The sequence below is a fragment of the Achromobacter sp. NPDC058515 genome (assembly GCF_042721735.1).
Classification (GTDB): domain Bacteria; phylum Pseudomonadota; class Gammaproteobacteria; order Burkholderiales; family Burkholderiaceae_B; genus Achromobacter.
Genome location: NZ_JBHXNI010000005.1, coordinates 307,149 through 328,260 on the forward strand (window position 1 = coordinate 307,149; position 21,112 = coordinate 328,260).

Sequence of the window (21,112 nt, forward strand, 5' to 3'; positions counted from 1 at the left end):
TATGCTTCCGAGTCATTTATGCTTCCGAGTCATTGTTGTTTCCGATCTAAGGTATTCGCGAAAGAGATCTTGGCTGACTGGCAGCTTGTGAAGTTTTCGTTCCCATCTGCGCAGATTAGGTAGCTGAGAGAGCAGCGCCTGACGGGCCGTTCGTGCACCTTGAACGCCAACACGGGCCGCAATGGCCGCCCGAAGCTCGCTTGCAAGCAGTGAGTCGCGCTCCGCCCAGCTCACCCGGTCCACGCCCCGTTGATTCATCGCACATTTCGGCTGGCATGCCTGCAGCCAGATTCGATCGTTTCTGTACAGCCACGCATACACGGCTGGCTCCCGCCGACGAAGTTCGCTGTATCCTAAGTTCGGGCACTGCTCCAGCAGCGATTCCCACTTGCCATGAGCTTCACGCGAGCGTCTTTCACTGCATGCGGCAATCCACTTTTCTCGCAGTCCAACCTGTGCGTGAATGAATCGCACGACGGTCTGCACAGGCACCCCAGCAGCGCGGGCCACATCAACCGCACGTGCGCCTTCAAGTAGTCGCTCAGCGAGTTCACGGCGCACAGCGTCAGGGCCCCGAGAGAGGCACATCCCCGCGCGAGCGGCCCAGCGAATCACAGTCTCAGTGCTGTAGCCAAGATCCGCAGCGACTCTACGAGCAGATCCTCCTTGTCGGACCCGCTCCACCGCTTCCGCTCTGTCATGAAGTCGAGAATTTCGCAGCGGAGGGTCTGTCTGAACGTCTCCGACTGAACACGATAGGCCATCAATGCTCAGCCTCGAAACAAAGCGGGACCAAGTTCCAAAAAGCCAAGCAATGAACAGGAGATGACGCAAAGGGTGTCGACTCTCCCTGTCTTCGCGAAGCACAGCCCGCACTAGATACTCAAACTCTTGCTCGCAAGAGAGGATTTGCCGAAACTCCGGCAAGTTTTGCAGCAGATGCATAGTGAAAAGGCAATCCCGAGCAGCCGCGTGCACTTTGATGTCCGAGTTCGCGTTGGCGTATCCGTGCTTTATCAGTTCGGCGCCATAGACGCGGCGAAGCTGACCATAATCAACTCGACGATCTCTTAGAAAATGCTCCGCCTCAGCAACCAGTCGAGAGAACGTTAGCCATGCCGTCGACACCGTCACAGCAGCCGAGCATTTCACCGCTCGTGGTGGCAGGATCCACATGAAACGACCGATTCCGTTGGCTTTAACGTGAGCCACCTGTAGCATGCAGAGGTGAGTGCTACAGCACCAAATCCCAGGAAGCTGGTGCTCTCGGTGCCAATAAGGCGTGCCGTACTGAGCCAGCTCCTCTTGCCCGCAGGCGTAGCAGAACTTCAGGGGATGGTCTGCTCCGAATCGGCTACTAAGCAGCCCAAGACTGCTTTTGATACGTCCGGACGCGCCAGAGCAAATTGCATGCAACGCTTCACTCTCCCGTCCGGGCGGTTGCCAGGGCAGATAGAAACCCAGAACAGTTCTGTCTCGACACAGTCGCTCCTCCGACTCGGAAAACTTGCCCAACGTGTTTCGCTGAAACGCGGTCAGATTGGCAGGAATGTCGTGCCTTGAGCCGTGATAGGGGTGCCCGAAGATACGCTGCGACGTCTTGGCAGAGGGGTGGCGGCCAGAGAATGCATGATCTCGAGCGCAGAGGCTGTAGAGAGTCTCATCAGGCAACCACGTGAGCACTTCACATCGTTGCGCGGCTGAGGTTGGCAAGATAGTCTGACCCATAGGTGCTCCACGCGTTATCGCTCCGGGGGGTAGAGGCCGCGTCGGCGGGAGTTCGTTCGGATGAGTTCGTCGACCGACAGCTTGGCCGCGCGTCGCGCCTGGACCGCGGTCTTCTCAGCGGTTCCAGAATGCAGAGGTTGTGGTGCCCCAGCGGTGCCACCTTTGGCCTGATCTGAGATCTTCTTGATAGCAGCCGCCGCCTTGCGTTTCGAGGGCAGCAACACGTCCTGCTGGACCAGCTCAGCCAGCTCTTTGCTTCGCATGCTGGCACGCAGATCGGCAACAGCACTAGCGCCTTCGGCTTCCACCGGAAAGGGACAAACGTACTGCGCGTGTGCTCGCAGCGTTGGCCCTGCCAACATCTCGTATGCCTGCTTCCGATTGGAGGCGTAAAGCGTAGACTCGTAGGCCTGTTCAATGTCCTCCTCGCTCACGCGCCGTCTTCCACTCGACCACGCAACTGCATGGGCCGCTGCGACAAGACCGATCAGCAAACGCTTTAAGCCTGCGGTTTTCTCGTAGAGTTCGCTCTCCATCCCGACGAGGTTCACATCGAGAGTCGCGGCAAGCGTGCGCCCGACTTCACGAAGGTAACGCATCCACGCGCCAGAATGCGGAGGGGATGGGAAAAGCACATGGACGCGACTCAGCAGTCGTTGCGTATCTTGCTCTGGACGCTTCTGAAGCAAACGGCAGAGGCTGTAGTTCGCAACGAACACGACAGGTACGCCGAGATAGCAGGCGTGATAAAGCATATTCGTCACCGCGGTGTTAGCCCGCGCGCTCTGAGTCAAGAACTGCATCTCATCAAGTTGCAGCATCCAAACCCCGTGCTTGTAAGCTGCAGCGGCCGCTCGGCTCAGAATATCGCTAGCCCTTTTTGGTACGCCTGCGGCCTCACCAAGCTCAAAAATCGGCGTCATAATTTCCGCAAGCGTGGCTTTGTTCCTCACCTGAATGCACAAGGAGGACGCTACGTTGGCAGGAGCATGACCGGAGCCCAGATCGATCGCGCGTGCCTCGGGCATAACCCGGCTCAATGCCTGCAAGAGTGCGGACTTTCCCACACCGGCTGGGCCGGTTAGGCAGATCGGCCTCATGAAGTCAGCCTCCGAATACGGGCCGTACGCGCGACGCACGTACGACCTGCGATCCGGGTAGGCTTTTACGCAGTGCGCATATGCCGCTCCGGCGAACTGCGACAGCAGCTCGACCTCCGCCTCTGATGGAACGTAGAGCTTTTGGAGAAGCTCTTCAACTTCACCTTCAATCATCATTGGAGGGATTGCTTCCAGATCGTCTCGAGGAGCAACCAATAGGGTGGCCCGCCGCTCCACCTCGTCCCGGTTGTCTAAGCCCTTAAAGCAAGCCGCCCATGGGCTGGCGTTTCCATTAACCATTACTTTTTCCCTGTGGCAAGGTAGCGAATGTCTCTGGCATCGCTTGAAGACCTTGCCTTAGTCGATGAGCGTGCCGGCTTACGCTTGCTCGAGTACCAGCTTTGGCCTGTTTCCGCGGCAAACGCCGCCACTTGCTCAATTTGAGCGGCTTCCTGGTGCTGACGCCGTTCAACTTCTCTAACCCTAAGAATGCCGGCCTCTTCCACGACGTCGCTGTAGCTCCGATTCAGCAAGTCGGGGTCGTCGCGAATCGCCAAGACTGCCCGTAGCTCGAACAGCTCACCCTCCACATCAATCCAGATCACGCGCATGCAGAACGGGTAGATGTATCCCGGGAAGCTGGCCACACCTTTTCCCACAACCTTATCGATGACTCCGGCCTCCTCGAACGGCTCCAAGCCGTACCGCTGCTCCTTCAGCCAGGCGCCGTCTCTGGTGACTTGAACGACGGTCCCGGGCAGAAATCTGCGGACCGCCTCCGCGAAGCTCACTGGTTTCGCGTCGTTGCGCGCACGATCATTAAGAAACTTCCAGATGCCGAGTGGGTTGGGGAAGACGCCCATGCGTATCATCTCTGGCGTCATTCTCGCTGCAGTGTTGGCGCTTTGGTTCTCAGCGAGGAGTCGCCGAATTTCTCGCCGAACCATGTGATAGGGAGACAGATCGCTGACGACACGAGTCGCTGGTCCCTCCAATTTCACGCGGCGACGCTGCGCCGACTCAACCAACGCCTTACTCTGACCGGAACCAGAAGGCGTCATTTCCCGAATGGCTAACGCATCCGGAGCCCGCGGAGCGCCGGGCTCGGCCTTGATACCTGGCCCCCGATCATGGATGTATCTCGTAGGCAACCCCTCGTTGGGCCAATCATCCTCTGCAATTTCAATATCGAACAATTCGCAGAATTTCTTCTTCGAAATCGCAGTGCAGAAGTGCATCGCGTTATAGGCCTCACTGGATTCCGACCCATATGAAAATCCGATTCCCAGCCTCAGACCTGATGCGGTGTCTATGCTGCGCACCACGCTGATCGCTCCAAGCGCACTTCCATCTACATAGCCCTTAGGCAAGTCTTCGCAGTAGTAGCCGTCGCTCTCGACGGCCTCGTAAAGGTTCCCGACCCCTTGCGTAAACTTGCCCTTGTGAGCCGCAAACCGACGTCTGTAGCGAGCCTCGCCGTAGAGGGTTCGCTGCACGTTGGCCAGGCCATAGTGTTCGTGAACGTAGTACCGATACTGGTCAGACGTAGGCAGGTCAACTCCGACGAGTCTGCGCCGGCCATCCGGATCTCGCTCGACGACTGCGCCAAAGTAGCGAGCCATTGCTTCGATGTAGACGGAATGCAAGGTCCGCCCGGGACCGGAGTATGCCGCGTAGCTGTCCACAATCTTCGCGATTACCTCGGGGGAGAGCCTTCTTGCTCTGCGATTGGAAGGGCTGCTCGATGGACGTCCGAGGCTGCCTGCCTCGTGGACAGCCTCAGTCCGATCCCAGTGTCCTGATCTGAAGAAAACTGGCAGCAAAGACCACATGTTCCTGCCAAACGTGATGTATGTAATGAACCAGAGCCTTAGTCGGTCCGGGTGCTTGCCACAGCCTCTGGCATGAGCACTGATGAATCGCTCCGGCGAAGGAGCGGACAGCACAGCCTCCTCATTCTTCAGCAGGAAATCGATGGCAAGGAGTCGCCTCTCAACATGCTCCTTGAGCGGCACACGAGCATGGGTGCGCCGCTGATCCAGCGTCTCCAAGTTGATGCCCTCCAAATGAGCAAGATGTGGGGGCAGCGACATCGCATTTGATGCACTTTGGATCCTTCCTTGTGCTAGTCCCGCCTCGAACTCTGGCCTGGTGAGCATATAAAGTTTCACATGCGGCTCAGGGCGGCTGATAAAGAAGGCGAACACGACTCTGCCACTTGGACGATGATTTCGTACCAAGTGGTATGACCTACCGCCTTCAAGGCACAAATACCCCTCAGGAGCGACGACTGCGGAACCTACCCGCATGCTCTACCTCTTGAACCAGTGATCAAAGTCGATCAACACGTCAGAACGCTCAGCGCGCAGAGGCTTGTCCGGCTGGATCGGACGATACAGATCCACCCTCAGCTGGCGGTTCCATATCGCTGAGTAAAGAGCTTTCAAGCAGTCATGGCGTCCCACAGCGTGCCGCTTAGCGAGTGAGTCCAGCTGAGACAGCGGTGTGACAGGCGTCCCGATCGAACTCTGGAAGCACCGCAATATTTGCGCATAAGCGTCTTCATCGAGGCTCACGGGATGATTTGCCCAGCCGAACAGCCATGTCAGATTTGCGATCAGGTATTGATCAATGTCCGATTCAGCCACACGTACAGTCCGAATCCCAGCATCGGAAAAATAGAGCTCCTCGATCTGGTGCCTGAGCTCAGCCCTGAGACGCGCCTTCTCTCGTCGCAGTGGATTCACGACACGCATAGAAGGCTGAGAGAAGTCGCGTTGGTGCTTTTTGACGGTCCAGTTGACGCAGTACTTTCCCGCGTCATCCTCCAGAAAGACCAGGAGATCGCCGAGGTACGGGAAGGCGGCACGGACCGGCTCACCGCCAGGCGTACTTTCCTCTGACAGGCGTACGACCGGGTGCGCGGAGAGTTTGCCGAGGCGATGGGCCACGTCAACAGTCCCACTGAAGTGAGGAAGGTCCGACGGAAGAACGTTGAGCAACTCAGCAAGCGGATGCGGCGCGGGAAAGGGTGAGAGCATGTGCTGCTCGCGTAGTTCGAATAGCGCAGGGTGGTATAGCGCTAGTAGTGCGACGGCCCGTTCGGGAAGCGCCATGAACTGAAGATCGCGGTCCAGCTTCGCTGAGTACAACGTGGTCGGACGGCTCCGTGTCGGAGCCTCGTCGCGCGTAGCGCGCATGCTGGGTTGATACATCGCCCCCCAACCGGGGCGTAGTTGTCGTTTTTCAATCAGCTTGAGCCGCTGCTCGCTGATCAATGCATTGCGGGTCATCTCGAACTCCAGGTTGCTTAAGTTCAACCCGGCACAAAGCCGGGTTTAATTCCTGGAGAAATCGCAAAGGCTGCATGGAAGACAGAGGCGAAATTCGTCCTGCAGGCGCTTGACAGCACCACGCATAGAGAGCAATATTTGCCCAGGTTTGGCGACCTAACTGCACACCCCAAGAGGCCAGGAGCTCCGGCAAGAGCACTGGTCTTTTGTGCGAAATCTCACAGTGTTTTCTTAATACTGCTGGTTCCTCTTCAAAGTTTTAGGGTGAAGCGATCTCACTGGTCCCGTGGTGCGAGAGCGGTCCGATCGTGACTTCGCTGAAGTTTTGAATTGGTGCACGATGCGCCATGCATCCAGCGCCTTACTGCCTCCAACAGGCGGACCCACTCATTCCGCCGACCGCCGACCTCCTCTCAGCAATGCTTCGCACGCGCTGATGACGCGAGAGCGACTGTCTCAACTTCTCCGTGACTGATTAACACGTCAACGAACAGCTCATGGAGGTTCTGCCGATTATCCTAGCCTCTTTGAAGAGCATGTCAATGGAAAACCGCGCCAAAATCGGTTCCATAACCTATTGATTTAAATTGATTTTTTATCAATTCGGACGCTGCTGCCATCATCGTGCGCCGACAGATCTCGGATCAGTTTGCGCATTATTAATGTGATTTTTTACGCGCAAAACCTTCTTATTTTCTCGCGCATGCGGCAGCCCGATCACTAACATCGAGGCTGTCCAAGAAGCCCAAGCGGGTCAACGAGTGCATGAGCCTGTGGGCGAGGTGTCCAGCTTTGCCGGCCAGCTTCTCGAGCTCCAACGTGTTCACCAACTCGATCGTGGAGAAGAAGCGAACTCGGCGACGCAGGTGTTCGATGGCGTGAACCGCGAAGGCCGTCGCCAGATGCGTTTTGCCGGTGCCAGGGCCGCCAACTAATACGACATTGTGAGCGGGTTCGATGAACTCGCCGCGGTGCAGTTGCCGAACGAGGGCTTCGTTGACTTCGCTGCATCCGAAGTCAAAGCCTTGCAAGCCTCGATATGCTGGGAACTTGGCTACCTTCATCTGATAGGCAATAGATCGCACCTCCCGCTCGGTGAGCTCGGCCCGTAGCAGCTGGCTCAAGATGGGAGAGCAACTCTGGTATGCCGGAGAGTCTTGCTGCACCAGGTCGGTGAGCGCTTGAGCCATACCGTGCAGCTTGAGCGCCTTCAAGCGCTCGATCATGAGTTCATGCTGCATGACGTGGCTCCTGAGTACGTAAGGTGTCGTAGCGGCCGACGTTCGCCTCGGGTTCGACCGTGAGCGTGAGCGCTTGGGGCGCCGTCAGCGGCGGTAGAGGTGTGCCATCGAGCAATCGGCTCAAGATGTTGAGAATGGTTTGCTTAGATGGTGTACCGGCCTCCAGCGCTAAGGTCACTGCGGCGAGGACCAGTTGCTCGTCATGCAGCAAGACCAACGACAGGATCTCGACCATCTCTCTATCCCCGCCGGCGTGAGGGAGAAGCAGTGCCTGAAGTTGGCGGAATGCTTCCGGCAGCGCGGTGAACGGCGCCCCGTTGCGCAGCGCGCCAGGCTTGCGTTGCAGCACTGCGAGATAATGCCGCCAGTCGTAGAATGTGGCGCCATGGTCATGGCGCCGGTTGATGTGGCGAGGATGCTGCGCGATGACGTGACCTTCGGCGACGACAACGAGACGATCCGCATAGACTCGCAAACTCACGGGCAGGTTGGCGTAGGAAGCGGGAACGCTATAGCGGTCACGCTCGAAAGCGATCAAGCATGTGGGGGAAACGCGCTTGGTGTGTTCCACAAAGCCGTCGAACGGCTGGCCAAAGGCATCAAAAATGGGCGTTCCTCGAACCATATCTGCCAGATGCTCTGGTCACATGCCGGATGGCGTATCTGTTGCCACAGCCTGATGCACTCGTCGGCCAACCAGTCGTTAAGCGCTTCCAAGCTCAAAAAGTGGGGTAGGCGTTGCCAGATCCGGCGCCGACTATCCTGCACATTCTTCTCTATCTGTCCCTTCTCCCAGCCCGATGCTGGGTTGCAGAACTGCGCATCAAACAAATAGTGGCTGACCATGCTGGAGAATCTGGCGTTGACTTCGCGCGACTTACCGCGGCCGACCCTATTCACAGCGGTCTTCATGTTGTCGTAGATACCTCGGCGCGGGATGCCTCCCCACGCCACAAAAGCCTGATGGTGAGCATCAAACAGCATCTCGTGCGTCAGGAGCCAATAGGCGCGCAGGAAAAAGGCGCGACTGTGGCAAAGCTTGAACTGCGCGATCTGGAGCTTGGCGCGCTCGCCGTTGATCACCGCACTGTCCTCGCTCCAGTCAAACTGAAAGGCATCGCCTGGTGCGAACGTCAATGGCACGAACGTGCCCCGTCCTGAAGTCTGAGATCGTTCCTGTTGTTCCTGTCGCCATCGTCGCGCGAAAGCGGCTACACGATCGTAAGAGCCCGTGTAGCCTAGAGCGCAGAGATCCTGGTGCAGCTGCAATAGCGAGCGTCGCTGCTTGCGTGTGCGGTTGGCCTCGGCCTTGAGCCATGCCGAAAGCTTCTCCGCATAGCCGTCTAGAACGGTAGGCCCAGCCGCACGGCTGTAGGTCGGTTCAATGGTGCCCGAGGGCAGATAGCGTCGCACCGTGTTGCGCGATATGCCAAGTCGCTTGGCAATCTCTCGTAAAGAGACATGATCACGCAAGTGCCAACGGCGAATAATGCTGAGAAGAGCCACGTCGATCACTCCTGTCTCCTGCACGGGTACCGAACAGAATAGTGTTCACGAGGTGGGTCAGAATTAGATGCAAATCAGCCGTAAAAGTGGGTCAACGCTGCCTGCAAATCAACACGCTTGGACACAGACAGCATCTACGCGATGTTTGGCCAGGAACGCTTTGGGTTCCAACCTCAGGGGCCGCACTGACCCGCCTCTGATCCGTTAGTCCGCGGAGTCGGCTGTCTATTGGATTCGCCAGTATGTTCCAAAAAATGGTGAATTCCGACTAAACGGTTGTGCGGCATCCTTAGCCTAACCGAGAGGGGTAACCAATGATAAACACTGACGCAATGCTGGACCCACCTTCTTTCCGCCAAGTCTTCAGTCATTACCCGGCCGGCGTTTGTGTAATCACTGCTGCGGGACCGAGCGGAGAGAAGGTTGGATTTGTAGTCGGGACCTTCAACTCCGTTTCACTGGACCCGCCACTGGTCGGCTTCTTTGCAGACAGGCGCTCGACGAGCTGGGCTCAAATCGCACAGATTGGCACCTTCTGTGTGAACATACTATCAGACGACCAGCACGACTTGTGCAAGAAGTTTGCGTCAAAGGGCACTGACAAGTTCGCCGGCGTCTCGCACCGTTCAAGTCTCAGAGGGGCACCGGTTCTGGACGCGGTAGTTGCATGGTGTGAATGCTCTTTGGAAGCCGTGCATGAAGCCGGCGACCATTTCATCGCTGTCGGACGCGTCACTCAATTGGCCATTGAAATGGGCGAGGCGCCGCTGCTGTTCCATCGAGGTGAGCTTGTGAGTATCGCCTTTTCCTAGACAGGCGAGTCCCTTCGTGAAAATCGCCGAAGGCATGCCGGAGCTACCGTTCCGGATCGGCAATCCCACATTCTTTGCGTCGGCCTGGCAAAACTGCTGTGGAAAGATGCAGGCTCACCCAATACACGCGGGCAGCTTGAGGCAGATGCGGGAAGACTGGGCGGCTTGCGGGTTCTGCTGGGCAGCGTCATGACGATTCAACAGGCGATGGGCTTGCCGAAATCTCGAGGTTGCGCCGCTGCTGCTTTGCTCTGCGAATTTGTTGAAGAAACCATGCAATGCGGGTTTGTGGCCGCGTTGCTCCGACGTCATCGAGTTGATGGCGCAACTGTTGGCTCTATCTAAATTCAACGCGCGAAAAAGTAAGCGACCAATCGCCGGTAACGTTGCATGCTGCTGACTCCGCTCACCGGCCCACCTTTGTCACCACTGCTTCGCCGGTAGAGCGCCGTTCTCTCGCCACAGTTACTCCCAGGGTACGTCGCCGAGCGTGCCATTGCAGGTCGGCTCGGCGCGTGAAGAGCTGAGCTGAGTTACTCCATCGAAAGGTTGTTGTCTTCCACCACCCGACGCCATTTCGCGATTTCCTGCCCCAAGAAGCGCTTGAAGTCGTCTGGAGAAGAGGCGACGCTTACAAGGCCCATTTCCTTCATCGCCGCGGCCGCCTTGGGCTCCTGCATAACCCGTATAGAGGCTTCACGGATCGCGTCGACGGTCTCCCGGGGCACGGCAGCTGCAGTCACCAATCCGAACATGCTTCCAACGGAGTAACCCGGCACACTTTCGGCCACAGTTGGCACACCGGGAAATGCTGGGTCTGGATTGTCAGAGGTCAATGCGAGGAACTTGAGGCGTCCGGTTTTGACCATGGGCATCGCCGACTGCGCCAGGTCGAACATGACATCCACCTGTCCGCCAATGAGGTCTGTCTGCGCCGCACTGCTTCCTTTGTATGGTACATGCACCATGTCGATTCCTGCCATTTCCTTAAACAGTTCGCCCGCCAAATGCGTTGAGGTCCCGGCGCCTGGGGACGCATACGTTAGCTTGCCGGGACTTGCCTTGGCGCGCTCAGTCAATTCGCTAACACTTTGGAACGGAGCATCAGCGCGCGCGACTAGAGCCACCCTCGAGTCAGCGAGCTGGGTTATTCCCTGCAAGTCATGCAGCGTGTCGTAAGGCATCGACTTGCGAATCGACGGATTGATGGTGAATGCGCTGATCACGATCCCTATTGTCTGACCATCGGGCTTTGCCTTGGCGACGTGATCTATGCCAATTACCGTTCCGGCGCCAGGCTTGTTTTCGACTATCACAGGCTGCTTCCATCTGTCCTGCAGCCCTTCAGCCAAGATGCGAGCCAAGGTATCCGTCGGGCCACCCGGCGGGAACGGCACGATCAGATGGACCGGACCTTTCGGATAGTTTCCATCGGCGGCGACTGCCGGCGCGCTAACGCTCGCACAGAGCGCCACTGCGGCCATCATTACTGCGGCTTTCATTTTTTGTCTCCTCAGCCCTGCTGCTCGCGCAGGGTCTACGTGCTTTGTCTAGCGTATGGGGCGGACTCTTCTAGAGTAGTCGTGCGACGCAACTCTCTTCGCACCGAGAGATTGAATGGACGACCACGATGCAGGGTGCTTCTGTTGTCCCACATCACGACGTCTCCCGGCTTCCAGGAGTGGCGATAGACGAACCTGGGCTGGGTAGCATGCTCCAAGAGATCCATCAACATCAGCCTGCCTTCCGCGATGGACAATTCTTCGATGTGACTGGCGTGAGCGCCGATAAAGAGAAGCTTCCGTCGGCTGATGGGGTGCTCCCGCACCACCGGCCAAGAGACGGGAGGGATCGCCAGCCGCTGTTCCTCCGTGTAGTCCGTATCCCCGAGCAGGAATCTAGAGTGAAGCGCCCAGTGCTCCGCGTGCAGCCCCTGCAACTGCTGCTTCATCGTCTCCGACAAGCAGTCATAGGCCTCACAAACATCCGCAAACTCAGTCTCGCCGCCGGACGGTGGCAGCTCCACTGCGTGAAGCATCGAATAACGCGCGGGCGGGTTCTGAAAGGAACTGTCGCTGTGCCAAAGTTGATTGGCCAAGTTACCGATGATCTTACGGTGGGACCGCGCAGCCACATTTCCCGACTCATCCACGTTGGAGATGTCCAGCACGTGCTCCTGACCGAGCCGATTCGGGGATCTCGAAGCTTTTTTGAAACCCAGATCCAAATTTCCGAAGTACTGCGCAAAGCGCAATTGGTCATGGGGGGTCAACCTCTGGCTTCGGAAAACAAGCACTCCATAACGGGCCATTGCTTCGTCAACTATCCCGACCTCGGCGCTGGACAAAGGTCTCGAGAGATCAATAGAGTCGACTTCAGCGCCGAAGGAGGCACTCAGGGGGGTCAACGCAAGCGTCATATCTGTCTCCTTTTTTATGAGATGACATTTCATTATATTGACAACACGCGAACGAACAATCGGGTTTACACTCACCTCATTGAAAATGTTGAACCAAGATTTCATGAACTCGCGATCCACCTCGACCACTCGAGCCAATATAGATGAACCCGGAGACGGGGCCGTTTCGGCGCTGGCTAGAGGGCTAGTTGTATTGCGCACCCTGGCTGATGCCGCTAACCCGCTCACCCTAAAAGAGGTTTCTGACTTTTCCGGGATCCCGAAGCCAACGGCCTTTCGCCTCATCACAACGTTGCTCTCTGCTGGGCTGGTTAGGCGCATGCCGGGTTCGGAGCGTTTTGACGTAGGTCCGGGCGTCATGACTCTCAGTCGCGGATACCTGGCGAAGTTGGACGTAAGGACAGAGGCCCGGCCCCACATGCGGGCGTTCGCGGAAGAATCCGGCGTGACGGTTCATCTGGGCACCCGAGACAGGCTTGAAATGGTTCTTCTCGAGACGGTTCGGCCAGTTTCTGCCGCCTTAGTGATGCGCATAGGTGCGGGCGACCGCCTAAGCTTAGCGAGTTCCGCGTCAGGCAGAGCGTACCTAGCAGGTTTGACTGAAGATGACCGTGGCTCACTGTTAGACATGCTGCGTGTGAACATGTCACAGCAATGGCCGTCAGTTGTGACGCAGTTGCGTCAGGCTTTCGATCAGTATGAGCGGCTTGGCTTCGTAGCATCACTTGGCGACTGGCACCCCGATGTCAATGCAATCGCCACGCCATTAGTCCTGCCCGATGGAGAGGTCTACTCGCTGAACTGCGGCGGTCCTTCGTTCAAACTTCCTCTAGAGGTGCTCACTGACGAGATCGCACCCGCGCTTCGCCGTTGCGCAGAAGCAATCACAGCGGGCATCGGAGCACCGAGCCTGCGATAAGCCGCCGTGCAGAACGAAGGTCCTGTAAGCGCGAATCTGCGCGATGGCCGATCGGTAGCTTTACGATGGTGGTGAGACCCGGCACGCAGGTAGCCGCTGGGGCGCAACCGCGGTAGACGGAATCGCGTGGATAGCGGACCTCCAGCCATGCTCTAGCAGCTGGAAAAACCCAGGGGCGTGGGCTTCATACCCCTCTTTCTTTCGCCAAGAGCTTTTGAGGCAATGGGGCACACGCCCATCGCGCGGTTAAGTACTGCTCAATGACCGCGTCTACCAAGGGGTGTGGGCTGACGTCATATAGTTTGTCGCCCACGGCCATATCAAGTTGCTCCAGCCAAATCTACTCTGGCACTTCAAAGCAAACAGCAACCGCGGCGAGCCTGAGCTTCCCGCAAATGATTTGGAGACGACATTGATCCTCAAGCTTTCCCCGGAACTGGCACAAGTACAAGAAAAAGCCCGGCAATTCGTCCGCGAAGAATGTGATCCGATCGAGGCGGAATGGCCTCTGTCCGAATATGACGCGCCGCCCGACCGGGTGGCCCATCTTCGGCAGAAGTTCACGGAATACGGCTTCCGAGGCCTGGCGATTCCAAAAGAGGCTGGCGGACAGGGGCTCGGCACGCTGGCAAAGTGCTTGGCATTTGAACAGCTCAAGGGATCATGGGTCCTTTTCGGCAACACCGTCTTGTGGTCCGCATACCTCGATCCAAACCCTGCGCTCAACGATGCTCCCGAATGGCAGCGTCGGAAGTACCTTTATCCCATCCTCGAGGGCCGAGAACAATACCATATCTGCATATCCGAGCCTGACCACGGTTCGGACGTGGCCGCGATGACCACCACCGCGATCCGAGAGGGTGACTATTACTTCATCAATGGTGTGAAAAGATGGACGCCCGACCCCTTTCATCCCTTTACTGCCCCCAAATACCTTCTTGTGTATGCGACCACGGCGCCCGGCAGCGGCTACAAGGGGATAAGCACCTTCTTGGTTGATTTCCCCACTGAAGGGGTTGACGTTCGGGACATCAAGGAAACCGCCGCATCGGGCACATTCCTCGGTCGCATCTGCGACCTTCACTTCACTAACTGTAGAGTGCCGGCCAAGAACCTTCTCGGGAATGAGGGAGAGGGCTTTCGCTACGTTCAAGATCAACTAAACCGAAACCGAACGGTCATCGGCATGGGTGCTGTCGGCACCGCTCAAAGAGCCCAGGACATCGCCATTGCTTACGCGAAAGAGCGGGTAACGTTCGGCCAGCCGCTCGGCGAGCAACAGGCGATTCAATGGATGCTCGCAGAATCCGAGATCGAACTTAACGCCGGTAGACTTCTCTGCTATCAAGCCGCCGAAAAGATTGATAGCGGGACTGACGCCCGCAAAGAGGCGGCGATGGTCAAGGCGTACTGCCCACAAATGGCTACCAAGGTCATCGACCGAGCAATACAAGTGTTAGGTGGCATCGGAGCGCTCAAGGAAAACCGACTTTCTGAAGCCTACTTTCTGTATCGCCTCGCCATGATTGCAGAAGGCAGCGTTGAAATGATGAAAATGACGATTGCTAAATCGCTTCTCGGAATTGCCCCCCGCAAAGTGGCTTCGCCGACAGAATAAGAACAAATCAAGGGAGGAGACATGGACACTCTGCGTAAACTCGCGCAGGAAGCACCGGACAAAGTGGCTGCCGTACTGGCCTTGTCCAGTGAAAGCGTCACATTTCAAGAACTGGACGAGCACTCCGCCACCTTAGCGGTTGAACTGGCTGCTAAATTTGCGCCCGGTGAGGTGGTGGCGGTGCTGCTCGGAAATTCTCTGCGCTACATCGAGGTGTGCTTCGCTGCGCGTCGCTCTGGCCTGTACTACGTGCCGATCAGCACTCATCTCACACCGGCGGAAATCGAATACATCATCCGGGACTCCGGAGCCAAAGTCCTCTTTACTAGCCAGCAGTTCATTGACCTCGTCTCTCAAATGGAACCCGAGGTGCGAAGTGACCTCGCTGTGGCGCTCGTCGATGCCGCACCGCCGGATGCCTTAGACACTAACGTTTGGGACTACTGCGGAATCGTGGAGAAGAAGGGGCCGGTCCCTGATCTGCCGGGTCGCCCGCTCGGGTTGGACTTTGCATATTCCTCGGGGACAACGGGAAAGCCCAAGGGGATCAAGCACAACGCGCAAGGCGATGAACAAATGCGCCGCGCGATAGCTGGGAATTGGCTTTCTTTCTTCAACCTCGACCGAAACACCGTCTTTCTGTCTCCAGCGCCGCTATATCACGCAGCGCCCCTGCGGTTCGTTATAAGAACTATTGCAAACGGCGGCACGGCTGTGATCATGCAGAAGTTCGACGCAGAAAAAGCGCTGTTGGCCATTCAGACTCACAAAGTTACCCACTCTCAGTGGGTGCCCACCATGTTCGTACGGTTGTTGGCTCTGCCTTTCGACGCTCGAAGCACCTACGATCTATCAAGTCATCAATACGTACTTCATGCCGCAGCCCCCTGCCCAATAGACGTTAAGAATGAGATTATCAGTTGGTGGGGACCAATCGTTTGGGAATACTACACGGGATCAGAGCGCGCCGGAGCAACGGTGATCTCATCCGCAGAATGGCTCTTGCATCCTGGCTCCGTGGGCAAAGCGGCTCAGGGAGTCCTTCACATTGTGAATGACGAAGGCGAGGAGTGCCGCTTCGGGCAAGACGGACTCGTGTGCTTCGAAAACGGCCCTCGATTCGAATATCACAACGACCCCAAGAAAACAGCCGAAGCGTATTCGATCAACGGGTGGGCCACATTTGGCGACATTGGTCACGTCAATGAACAGGGCTATCTCTTCCTTACCGACCGCCGCGCAAACATGATCATCTCCGGCGGAGTGAACATCTATCCTCAGGAAGCGGAAAACGTCCTGGCCACACATCCGCTGGTAAAAGACGTGGCGGTCATTGGAGTTCCAAACCCGGAGTTCGGGGAGGAGGTAAAGGCTGTGGTCGAGCTGTACGACGCAGCAATGGCATCAGACGATACGGCTCAACATCTGATCCAGTACTGCCGGCGACAGATATCCCCTATCAAATGTCCGCGCACCGTGGACTTCGATACAGCACTGCCGAGAACGGATACCGGGAAGCTACTTAAGCGGCTACTGCGAGATCGCTACAAATGAACCGCACCATGAGCCGCACGATTTCCGGCTAATAACAATTGAAGACACAACACGGTGGAGACAATAAATGTGGCAAAACCTACTTCGTTGCGCGATGGGCGCAATCGCAATATCGGCTGTCTCGATACCTAGCCACGCGCAGCTGATGTCGAATGCACGTCCCTTAAACATCGTGGTTCCGTTCCAGGGAGGGGGACCTTCAGACGCCATTGTGCGCCCACTTGCCCAGAGCCTCTCCGAACGATTAACCCGACCCGTTGTCGTGGAAAATCGCCCCGGAGCGAATGGGAGCATTGGCACGATCTACGTGGCACGTCAACCGCCCAATGGTGATACGATCCTGTTCCACATTACGGGCTTTATCCAAACCCCCGCACTTTCGCGAAAGAGTCCTACGTATTCGTTCGACAAGGAGTTTGAACCCGTCGCATTGCTTGGAAGGCAAGCTGTGGCGCTGGCAGTCCCGGGCTCAAGCCCATATAAGACGGTCGCTGAGCTAGTCGCAGCGATCAAAGCAAAGCCCGTTGATTTCGCCTATGGGTCCTACGGCGTTGCCTCCACTTCTCACATATACGGCGAGGTGTTGCGCACAGAACTGGGCGTTGACATGCCCCATATAGCGTTTCAGGGCATGGGGCCGCTGCTCCAAGAGATGTTAGCCGGTCGCATACCTATTGCGTTTGTATCGGTGGTTACCGCTGTCGAACGGCGTAAAGACAAGTCCTTGAGAATCCTCGCAGTTACCGGCCCGACGAGGCTTGCGTCGCTGCCCGACGTGCCAACCATGGAAGAGCTAGGCTATGAGGGATTCAACACGACGGGCTTCTACGCTCTTTTTGTAAGCGCGAAGACGCCAGACGCAATAAGGACACCCCTCATCAAAGCTCTGCAGGCAAGTTTGTCCGAAGACGCGATCAAAACTCGACTGAACGATGTCGGACTAGAGCAGAGCGATGAAACGTTAACGGAATTCTCGCAAAGTCTGAAACGAGATTTTTCGACATGGCAGAATCTCGGCAAGTCATTGGACATTTCGAATGAATAACAGAGAAGCGGGACTTCTTTTTCGGTAGATGCGAAAGGCGTGTGACAATCGGCGGATTGCACCTTGCGTGGTCCTTCCGATGAATGTCAGCGTGTCCCTCCCTCCCCCAGCTCCCCACGCCCCCGTGTCGGGGGCGTTTGTGCGAATGTTCGTCGCGAGCTCGAGGCAGCCAGACCAACTAGTTTCTGCGGTGCTCCGTCGTGCCGGCGTAGATCAGAAAAGTTTGGACGATCCAAGCTTGAGATTGACGGTTGAACAATTCGCTAGTTTTTTGGTCGGCCTTAGTCGACGCAGCCGAGACGAGTTTTGGGGCTTGGCCTCAAAACCCGTCCCATTGGGGACCTTCAAAGTGCTCTGCCGTATGTTGGTGACATGCACAACACTAGGCGAAGCGTTGAACATGGGCAGCCTCTTTTATCGTTTAGTGTTGAACGATTTTGCCGTCAGGACAAGGACCCATGGGGGAAGGACCACAGTTCAACTCGTCCCTTCTCGATCCATGCGCCAATCGAGCGGCTCGAACTCGGCGTTGCTTGGCGCCGCAGTCTTCATTTTGTACCAACTGCTCTGTTGGCTCGCCGACAAACGATTACCTCTAGAGTCAATAGAATTTAGCTTTGCTCCATTGCCGCACAGTGCAGAACCGCTTCGAATCTACCAGACGCAGAACGTACACTTCGAGAGAAAGTACACGGCTCTCCATTTCAATAGCGGTCTGCTCTCCCTTCCGATCATAGGCGACAAACAGCGCCTCGCCGGATTTCTTGCTGCAGCTCCACGATCTTTAATCGCGCGCTACCATGATCAAAGCCGGATGGTAGATAAAGTGGTCACGCTGGTTCGTCGAAACCTCGCATCGAACCCGTCGTTAGAGACAATCGCGCGCCAACTTAACACTACGCCTGTGAGCCTCCATCGAAGACTGGCAGAAGAAGAGAGCACAAGCTTCTCTCAGATTCGAGATCAAGTCCGCTACGCGATCGCACTCGACTTGTTGAACCAGCCCCGCTTCACTTTGGAACAAATCGCATCCCGGCTCGGGTTCGCGGAGCACAGCACTTTCCACCGTGCGTTTAAGCGCTGGACCGGCCTGGCGCCCGGAGAGTTTCGCTCCAAAGCAAAGACGATTAGCTGATGCACTCGTCACACAGTACGACACCAGTCGGCTAGCACGTCCTGCACGGAAGCCGCCGACATACTTGCTCGCGCGGTTGTTGGTGTTTTTGAGAACCGGGGGCAAGGCGCCGGCTGACTGTACCCCCCAATGTCGGTGAATGCACCTCGCGCCACAAGATGAGGCTCCTCGCGGCTTTCTTCGAACGACAATACAGGAGTCACGCACGCATCGCAGTTGGCGAACACGTCCATCCATTCATCGAGGGTACGCAAGGCAAATGTCCGTGCTGCTTCCGCTCGTTGCGCATCCCATTTCGACGGATCGCGCTGGTCTTTAAAGAGCGAATTGTTCGCAAGCCCCGCGCGAGTCAGCCATTCCTCGTAAAATGCGGGTTCAATCGCGCCTACCGCAAGAAATCGACCATCCGCACACTCATAAGTCCTATAAAACGGTGCTGCTCCATCGAGAACGTTGGCAAAGGGCTCATCATTCCATCTGTTTTCATTCAACAGCCCATGAGTCAGAGAAAGGAGTGAGACCACCCCGTCACAGATCGCGCAATCTATGACCTGCCCTTCGCCGCTTCGTCTTGCATCAAGCACGGCAGCGAGAATTCCCATCACCAAGTACAGCGCGCCGCCTCCATAGTCCCCCACCAAATTTAACGGAGGACACGGCGCCCCCCCGTCCCCGATGGAGTTCAGCGCACCGGCGACTGCGATGAAATTTATGTCGTGCCCTGCACTCTGAGCTCGGGGGCCATGCTGGCCCCAACCGGTCATTCTTCCGTACACGAGCCTTGGTTGAATCGTCAGCATTTCCTCCGGCCCAAGACCAAGCCGTTCCATGACGCCGGGACGAAAGCCCTCGATCACGACATCCGCGTTGGCTATGAGAGCCGTGGCCTGCTCGCGCCCAGCCGGTTCCCTCAGATCTATCGCTAGCCGAATTCGCCCACGAAGAGTTGCGCCGGCCTCTGGACTCGCGACGCCGGGGCGATCTATTCGAACCACGTCGGCTCCCAAATCAGCGAGTAACATCCCAGCGAACGACGCGGGCCCGAGACCTGCGAACTCCACAACACGAACGTCTCGCAGCGGGCCTTTTCTGAAACTCTTAGGGGCGTGCATTGGATCACTCTCCTGTACCAAACGATTTTTCATGATCGCCCATAGGTTGCCGAGATACGCCCGCGGCCACAATGACCTTGTGTAGCGCGTTTCATGACTCTCGCATGCGCGCGCCCAAAGTCATAATGATAGTGTCCCAGAGCCATGGCACATGTTCCCGCTCCAAGAAGATGATCAGGAGCACCGACACAAGCTTGGAGACCTAGATGAAAGCATTAATGAGCCACGTCGCAGGGGGGCCCGAAACGCTGGTCCTGGAAGAAGTTCCTGACCCTAGTTTCGGCCCTAAGGACCTGCTGGTCGACGTGGAGGCCGTAGGAATCAACTTTCCGGACGGACTATTTATCCGAGATCTATACCAAGTCAAGCCTCCGCGCCCATTTGCGCCGGGCGGCGAATTTTGCGGCGTAGTCCTTCAAACTGGTGCCGAGGTCGCCAACTTCGAAGCTGGAGATCGCGTGATCGGAAGGTGTGGATGGGGCGCGCTAGCTGAGAGGATTGCCATTGAGGCAGATCGGTGCATCGTGGTGGACGAGAAAACGCCGCCCATTGAAGCCGCAGGCTTCATGTTTACTTACGCCACAGCCCTGTATGCCTTACGTAACGTTGCCGAGCTTAGGACTGGGGAGCGCGTTCTGGTCCTTGGCGCGGCGGGAGGGGTTGGTGCGGCCGCAGTCGAGGTTGCCCGAACTTTAGGTGGACAGGTTTTTGCCGCGGCGTCCAATGACGAAAAGCTGCGGTTCGCGCTCGCCTGCGGTGCCCAGGGCGGTCTAGTCTATCCTCGCGAACTGACAAACAACGCAGCTCGAAAGGAACTTGCTGATGCATTTAAAGCGCTGTCGAACGGACGGGGTTTCGACGTTGTCGTGGACCCGGTCGGAGGTGCCTACACTGAGCCGGCAGTGCGGGCGCTGACCCACGGAGGGCGGCATCTCGTAATCGGGTTTGCCGCAGGCATACCGTCGTTGCCGCTAAATCTACTTCTACTCAAAAGCGGTCGGGTGATGGGAGTAGACTGGCGGGCATTGCTGAATATCGACCCCAACACTAATGCCAACAACGTTTCCGACCTGCTAAAAATGTGGAGCTCAGGTGAAATTTCGCCGAAGGTTTCACAAGTCTTTGAATTCAGCGAAGCTCCTCGCGCGATCGCGAGCCTTGAGAATAGGTCTGCCGTGGGAAAGTTGGTAGTTCGCGTTAAACAGTCCGATGGGCCAGCATAATTCCATTGTCATTGTCGGCGTCATTGACCCAACACTGGACCTCCGCGGCGCCGGGACTGCGCGGTCAATGCCAGCGCCGCCAGCTCCGCGATGGTCTGGTGCTTCATCAGGTCGCGCAGCTTCAGCGTCAATCCCTGCGATTGCAGCTTGCGGGCGCGCGACAACACCTGCAGGCTCAAGATCGAATCGCCGCCCCAGCTCGAAGAAATTGCTGTCCACTCCGATCTCGTCCACGCGCAGAACCTCGCGCCAGATCTGCGCTAGCGCTTCTTCCAGCGAGGTGCGCGGCGGTGTTCGCGGCGGGGCGACGCGGGTTCAGGCAGCGCCTTCCGGTCGACCTTGCCGTTGGGCGTCAGCGGCAAAGCGTCCAGCACAACGATATGGGTGGGACCATACAGTTGGGCAAC

General features: G+C 57.1%; 15 protein-coding genes and 2 pseudogenes. 7 read left to right on the plus strand and 10 right to left on the minus strand.

Going from position 1 to position 21,112, the window contains the following annotated elements; all coding sequences use genetic code 11:
• Positions 1 to 12: 12 nt before the first annotated feature.
• The 6 genes and pseudogenes from ACFWP0_RS12175 to istA all read right to left on the minus strand — a co-directional run bounded on the left by ACFWP0_RS12175 (position 13) and on the right by istA (position 8,877).
• The gene (locus ACFWP0_RS12175; protein WP_377842295.1) at positions 13 to 1,728 is read right to left on the minus strand and encodes a TnsD family Tn7-like transposition protein; all 1,716 of its coding nucleotides are present in this window, start codon (positions 1,726 to 1,728) and stop codon (positions 13 to 15) included.
• A gap of 14 nt (positions 1,729 to 1,742) precedes the next feature.
• Complete coding sequence (locus tag ACFWP0_RS12180) at positions 1,743 to 3,005, minus strand: AAA family ATPase (RefSeq protein ID WP_377842297.1); 1,263 nt, start codon at positions 3,003 to 3,005, stop codon at positions 1,743 to 1,745.
• A 122-nt stretch (positions 3,006 to 3,127) separates the two neighbouring features.
• Entirely contained in the window at positions 3,128 to 5,035 is a 1,908-nt protein-coding gene (locus ACFWP0_RS12185; protein WP_377842298.1) for a hypothetical protein, read from the minus strand.
• Positions 5,036 to 5,140: 105 nt separating this feature from the next.
• The gene (locus tag ACFWP0_RS12190; RefSeq protein WP_377842300.1) at positions 5,141 to 6,121 is read right to left on the minus strand and encodes a hypothetical protein; all 981 of its coding nucleotides are present in this window, start codon (positions 6,119 to 6,121) and stop codon (positions 5,141 to 5,143) included.
• A gap of 737 nt (positions 6,122 to 6,858) precedes the next feature.
• A pseudogene (locus ACFWP0_RS12195) lies at positions 6,859 to 7,362 on the minus strand (ATP-binding protein); the annotation flags it as partial.
• Positions 7,352 to 8,877: pseudogene (istA, locus tag ACFWP0_RS12200) on the minus strand (IS21 family transposase). The pseudogenes ACFWP0_RS12195 and istA, both read right to left, overlap by 11 nt.
• A gap of 305 nt (positions 8,878 to 9,182) precedes the next feature.
• On the opposite strand from istA, the gene ACFWP0_RS12205 reads away from it, so the two are divergent.
• Positions 9,183 to 9,680: a flavin reductase family protein gene (locus tag ACFWP0_RS12205; RefSeq protein ID WP_377842301.1), complete on the plus strand. Its 498-nt coding sequence runs from the start codon at positions 9,183 to 9,185 to the stop codon at positions 9,678 to 9,680.
• A 533-nt stretch (positions 9,681 to 10,213) separates the two neighbouring features.
• On the opposite strand, the gene ACFWP0_RS12210 is transcribed toward ACFWP0_RS12205, so the two are convergent.
• The gene (locus tag ACFWP0_RS12210; protein ID WP_377842302.1) at positions 10,214 to 11,182 is read right to left on the minus strand and encodes a tripartite tricarboxylate transporter substrate binding protein; all 969 of its coding nucleotides are present in this window, start codon (positions 11,180 to 11,182) and stop codon (positions 10,214 to 10,216) included.
• Positions 11,183 to 11,217: 35 nt separating this feature from the next.
• Entirely contained in the window at positions 11,218 to 12,204 is a 987-nt protein-coding gene (locus ACFWP0_RS12215) for a TauD/TfdA dioxygenase family protein (RefSeq protein ID WP_377842304.1), read from the minus strand.
• Between ACFWP0_RS12215 and ACFWP0_RS12220 the strand changes: the two genes are divergently transcribed.
• The 5 genes from ACFWP0_RS12220 to ACFWP0_RS12240 all read left to right on the plus strand — a co-directional run bounded on the left by ACFWP0_RS12220 (position 12,203) and on the right by ACFWP0_RS12240 (position 18,370).
• Positions 12,203 to 13,018, plus strand: a complete 816-nt coding sequence (locus ACFWP0_RS12220) for an IclR family transcriptional regulator (RefSeq protein ID WP_377842305.1) — start codon at positions 12,203 to 12,205, stop codon at positions 13,016 to 13,018. The two genes, ACFWP0_RS12215 and ACFWP0_RS12220, sit on opposite strands and share 2 nt — an antisense overlap.
• Before the next feature lie 412 nt (positions 13,019 to 13,430).
• Positions 13,431 to 14,636, plus strand: coding sequence for an acyl-CoA dehydrogenase family protein (locus ACFWP0_RS12225; RefSeq protein WP_377842306.1), 1,206 nt, complete (start codon positions 13,431 to 13,433; stop codon positions 14,634 to 14,636).
• A gap of 21 nt (positions 14,637 to 14,657) precedes the next feature.
• Entirely contained in the window at positions 14,658 to 16,190 is a 1,533-nt protein-coding gene (locus tag ACFWP0_RS12230; RefSeq protein ID WP_377842308.1) for an AMP-binding protein, read from the plus strand.
• Between the two features lie 67 nt (positions 16,191 to 16,257).
• The gene (locus ACFWP0_RS12235) at positions 16,258 to 17,235 is read left to right on the plus strand and encodes a Bug family tripartite tricarboxylate transporter substrate binding protein (RefSeq protein ID WP_377842309.1); all 978 of its coding nucleotides are present in this window, start codon (positions 16,258 to 16,260) and stop codon (positions 17,233 to 17,235) included.
• A gap of 145 nt (positions 17,236 to 17,380) precedes the next feature.
• The gene (locus ACFWP0_RS12240; protein ID WP_377842311.1) at positions 17,381 to 18,370 is read left to right on the plus strand and encodes an AraC family transcriptional regulator ligand-binding domain-containing protein; all 990 of its coding nucleotides are present in this window, start codon (positions 17,381 to 17,383) and stop codon (positions 18,368 to 18,370) included.
• A gap of 8 nt (positions 18,371 to 18,378) precedes the next feature.
• Here ACFWP0_RS12240 and ACFWP0_RS12245 read toward each other — a convergent pair whose 3' ends face one another.
• The gene (locus ACFWP0_RS12245; RefSeq protein WP_377842312.1) at positions 18,379 to 19,515 is read right to left on the minus strand and encodes a CaiB/BaiF CoA transferase family protein; all 1,137 of its coding nucleotides are present in this window, start codon (positions 19,513 to 19,515) and stop codon (positions 18,379 to 18,381) included.
• Between the two features lie 173 nt (positions 19,516 to 19,688).
• Between ACFWP0_RS12245 and ACFWP0_RS12250 the strand changes: the two genes are divergently transcribed.
• A complete protein-coding gene (locus tag ACFWP0_RS12250) occupies positions 19,689 to 20,705 on the plus strand; it encodes an NADPH:quinone oxidoreductase family protein (RefSeq protein ID WP_377842314.1) in 1,017 nt (338 codons plus the stop codon).
• Between the two features lie 20 nt (positions 20,706 to 20,725).
• Here the strand turns inward: ACFWP0_RS12250 and ACFWP0_RS12255 are convergent, their stop codons facing one another.
• Positions 20,726 to 20,914 (minus strand): phosphopantetheine-binding protein, encoded by a 189-nt coding sequence (locus tag ACFWP0_RS12255; protein ID WP_377842350.1) that lies wholly within the window; start codon positions 20,912 to 20,914, stop codon positions 20,726 to 20,728.
• Positions 20,915 to 21,112 lie beyond the last annotated feature (198 nt).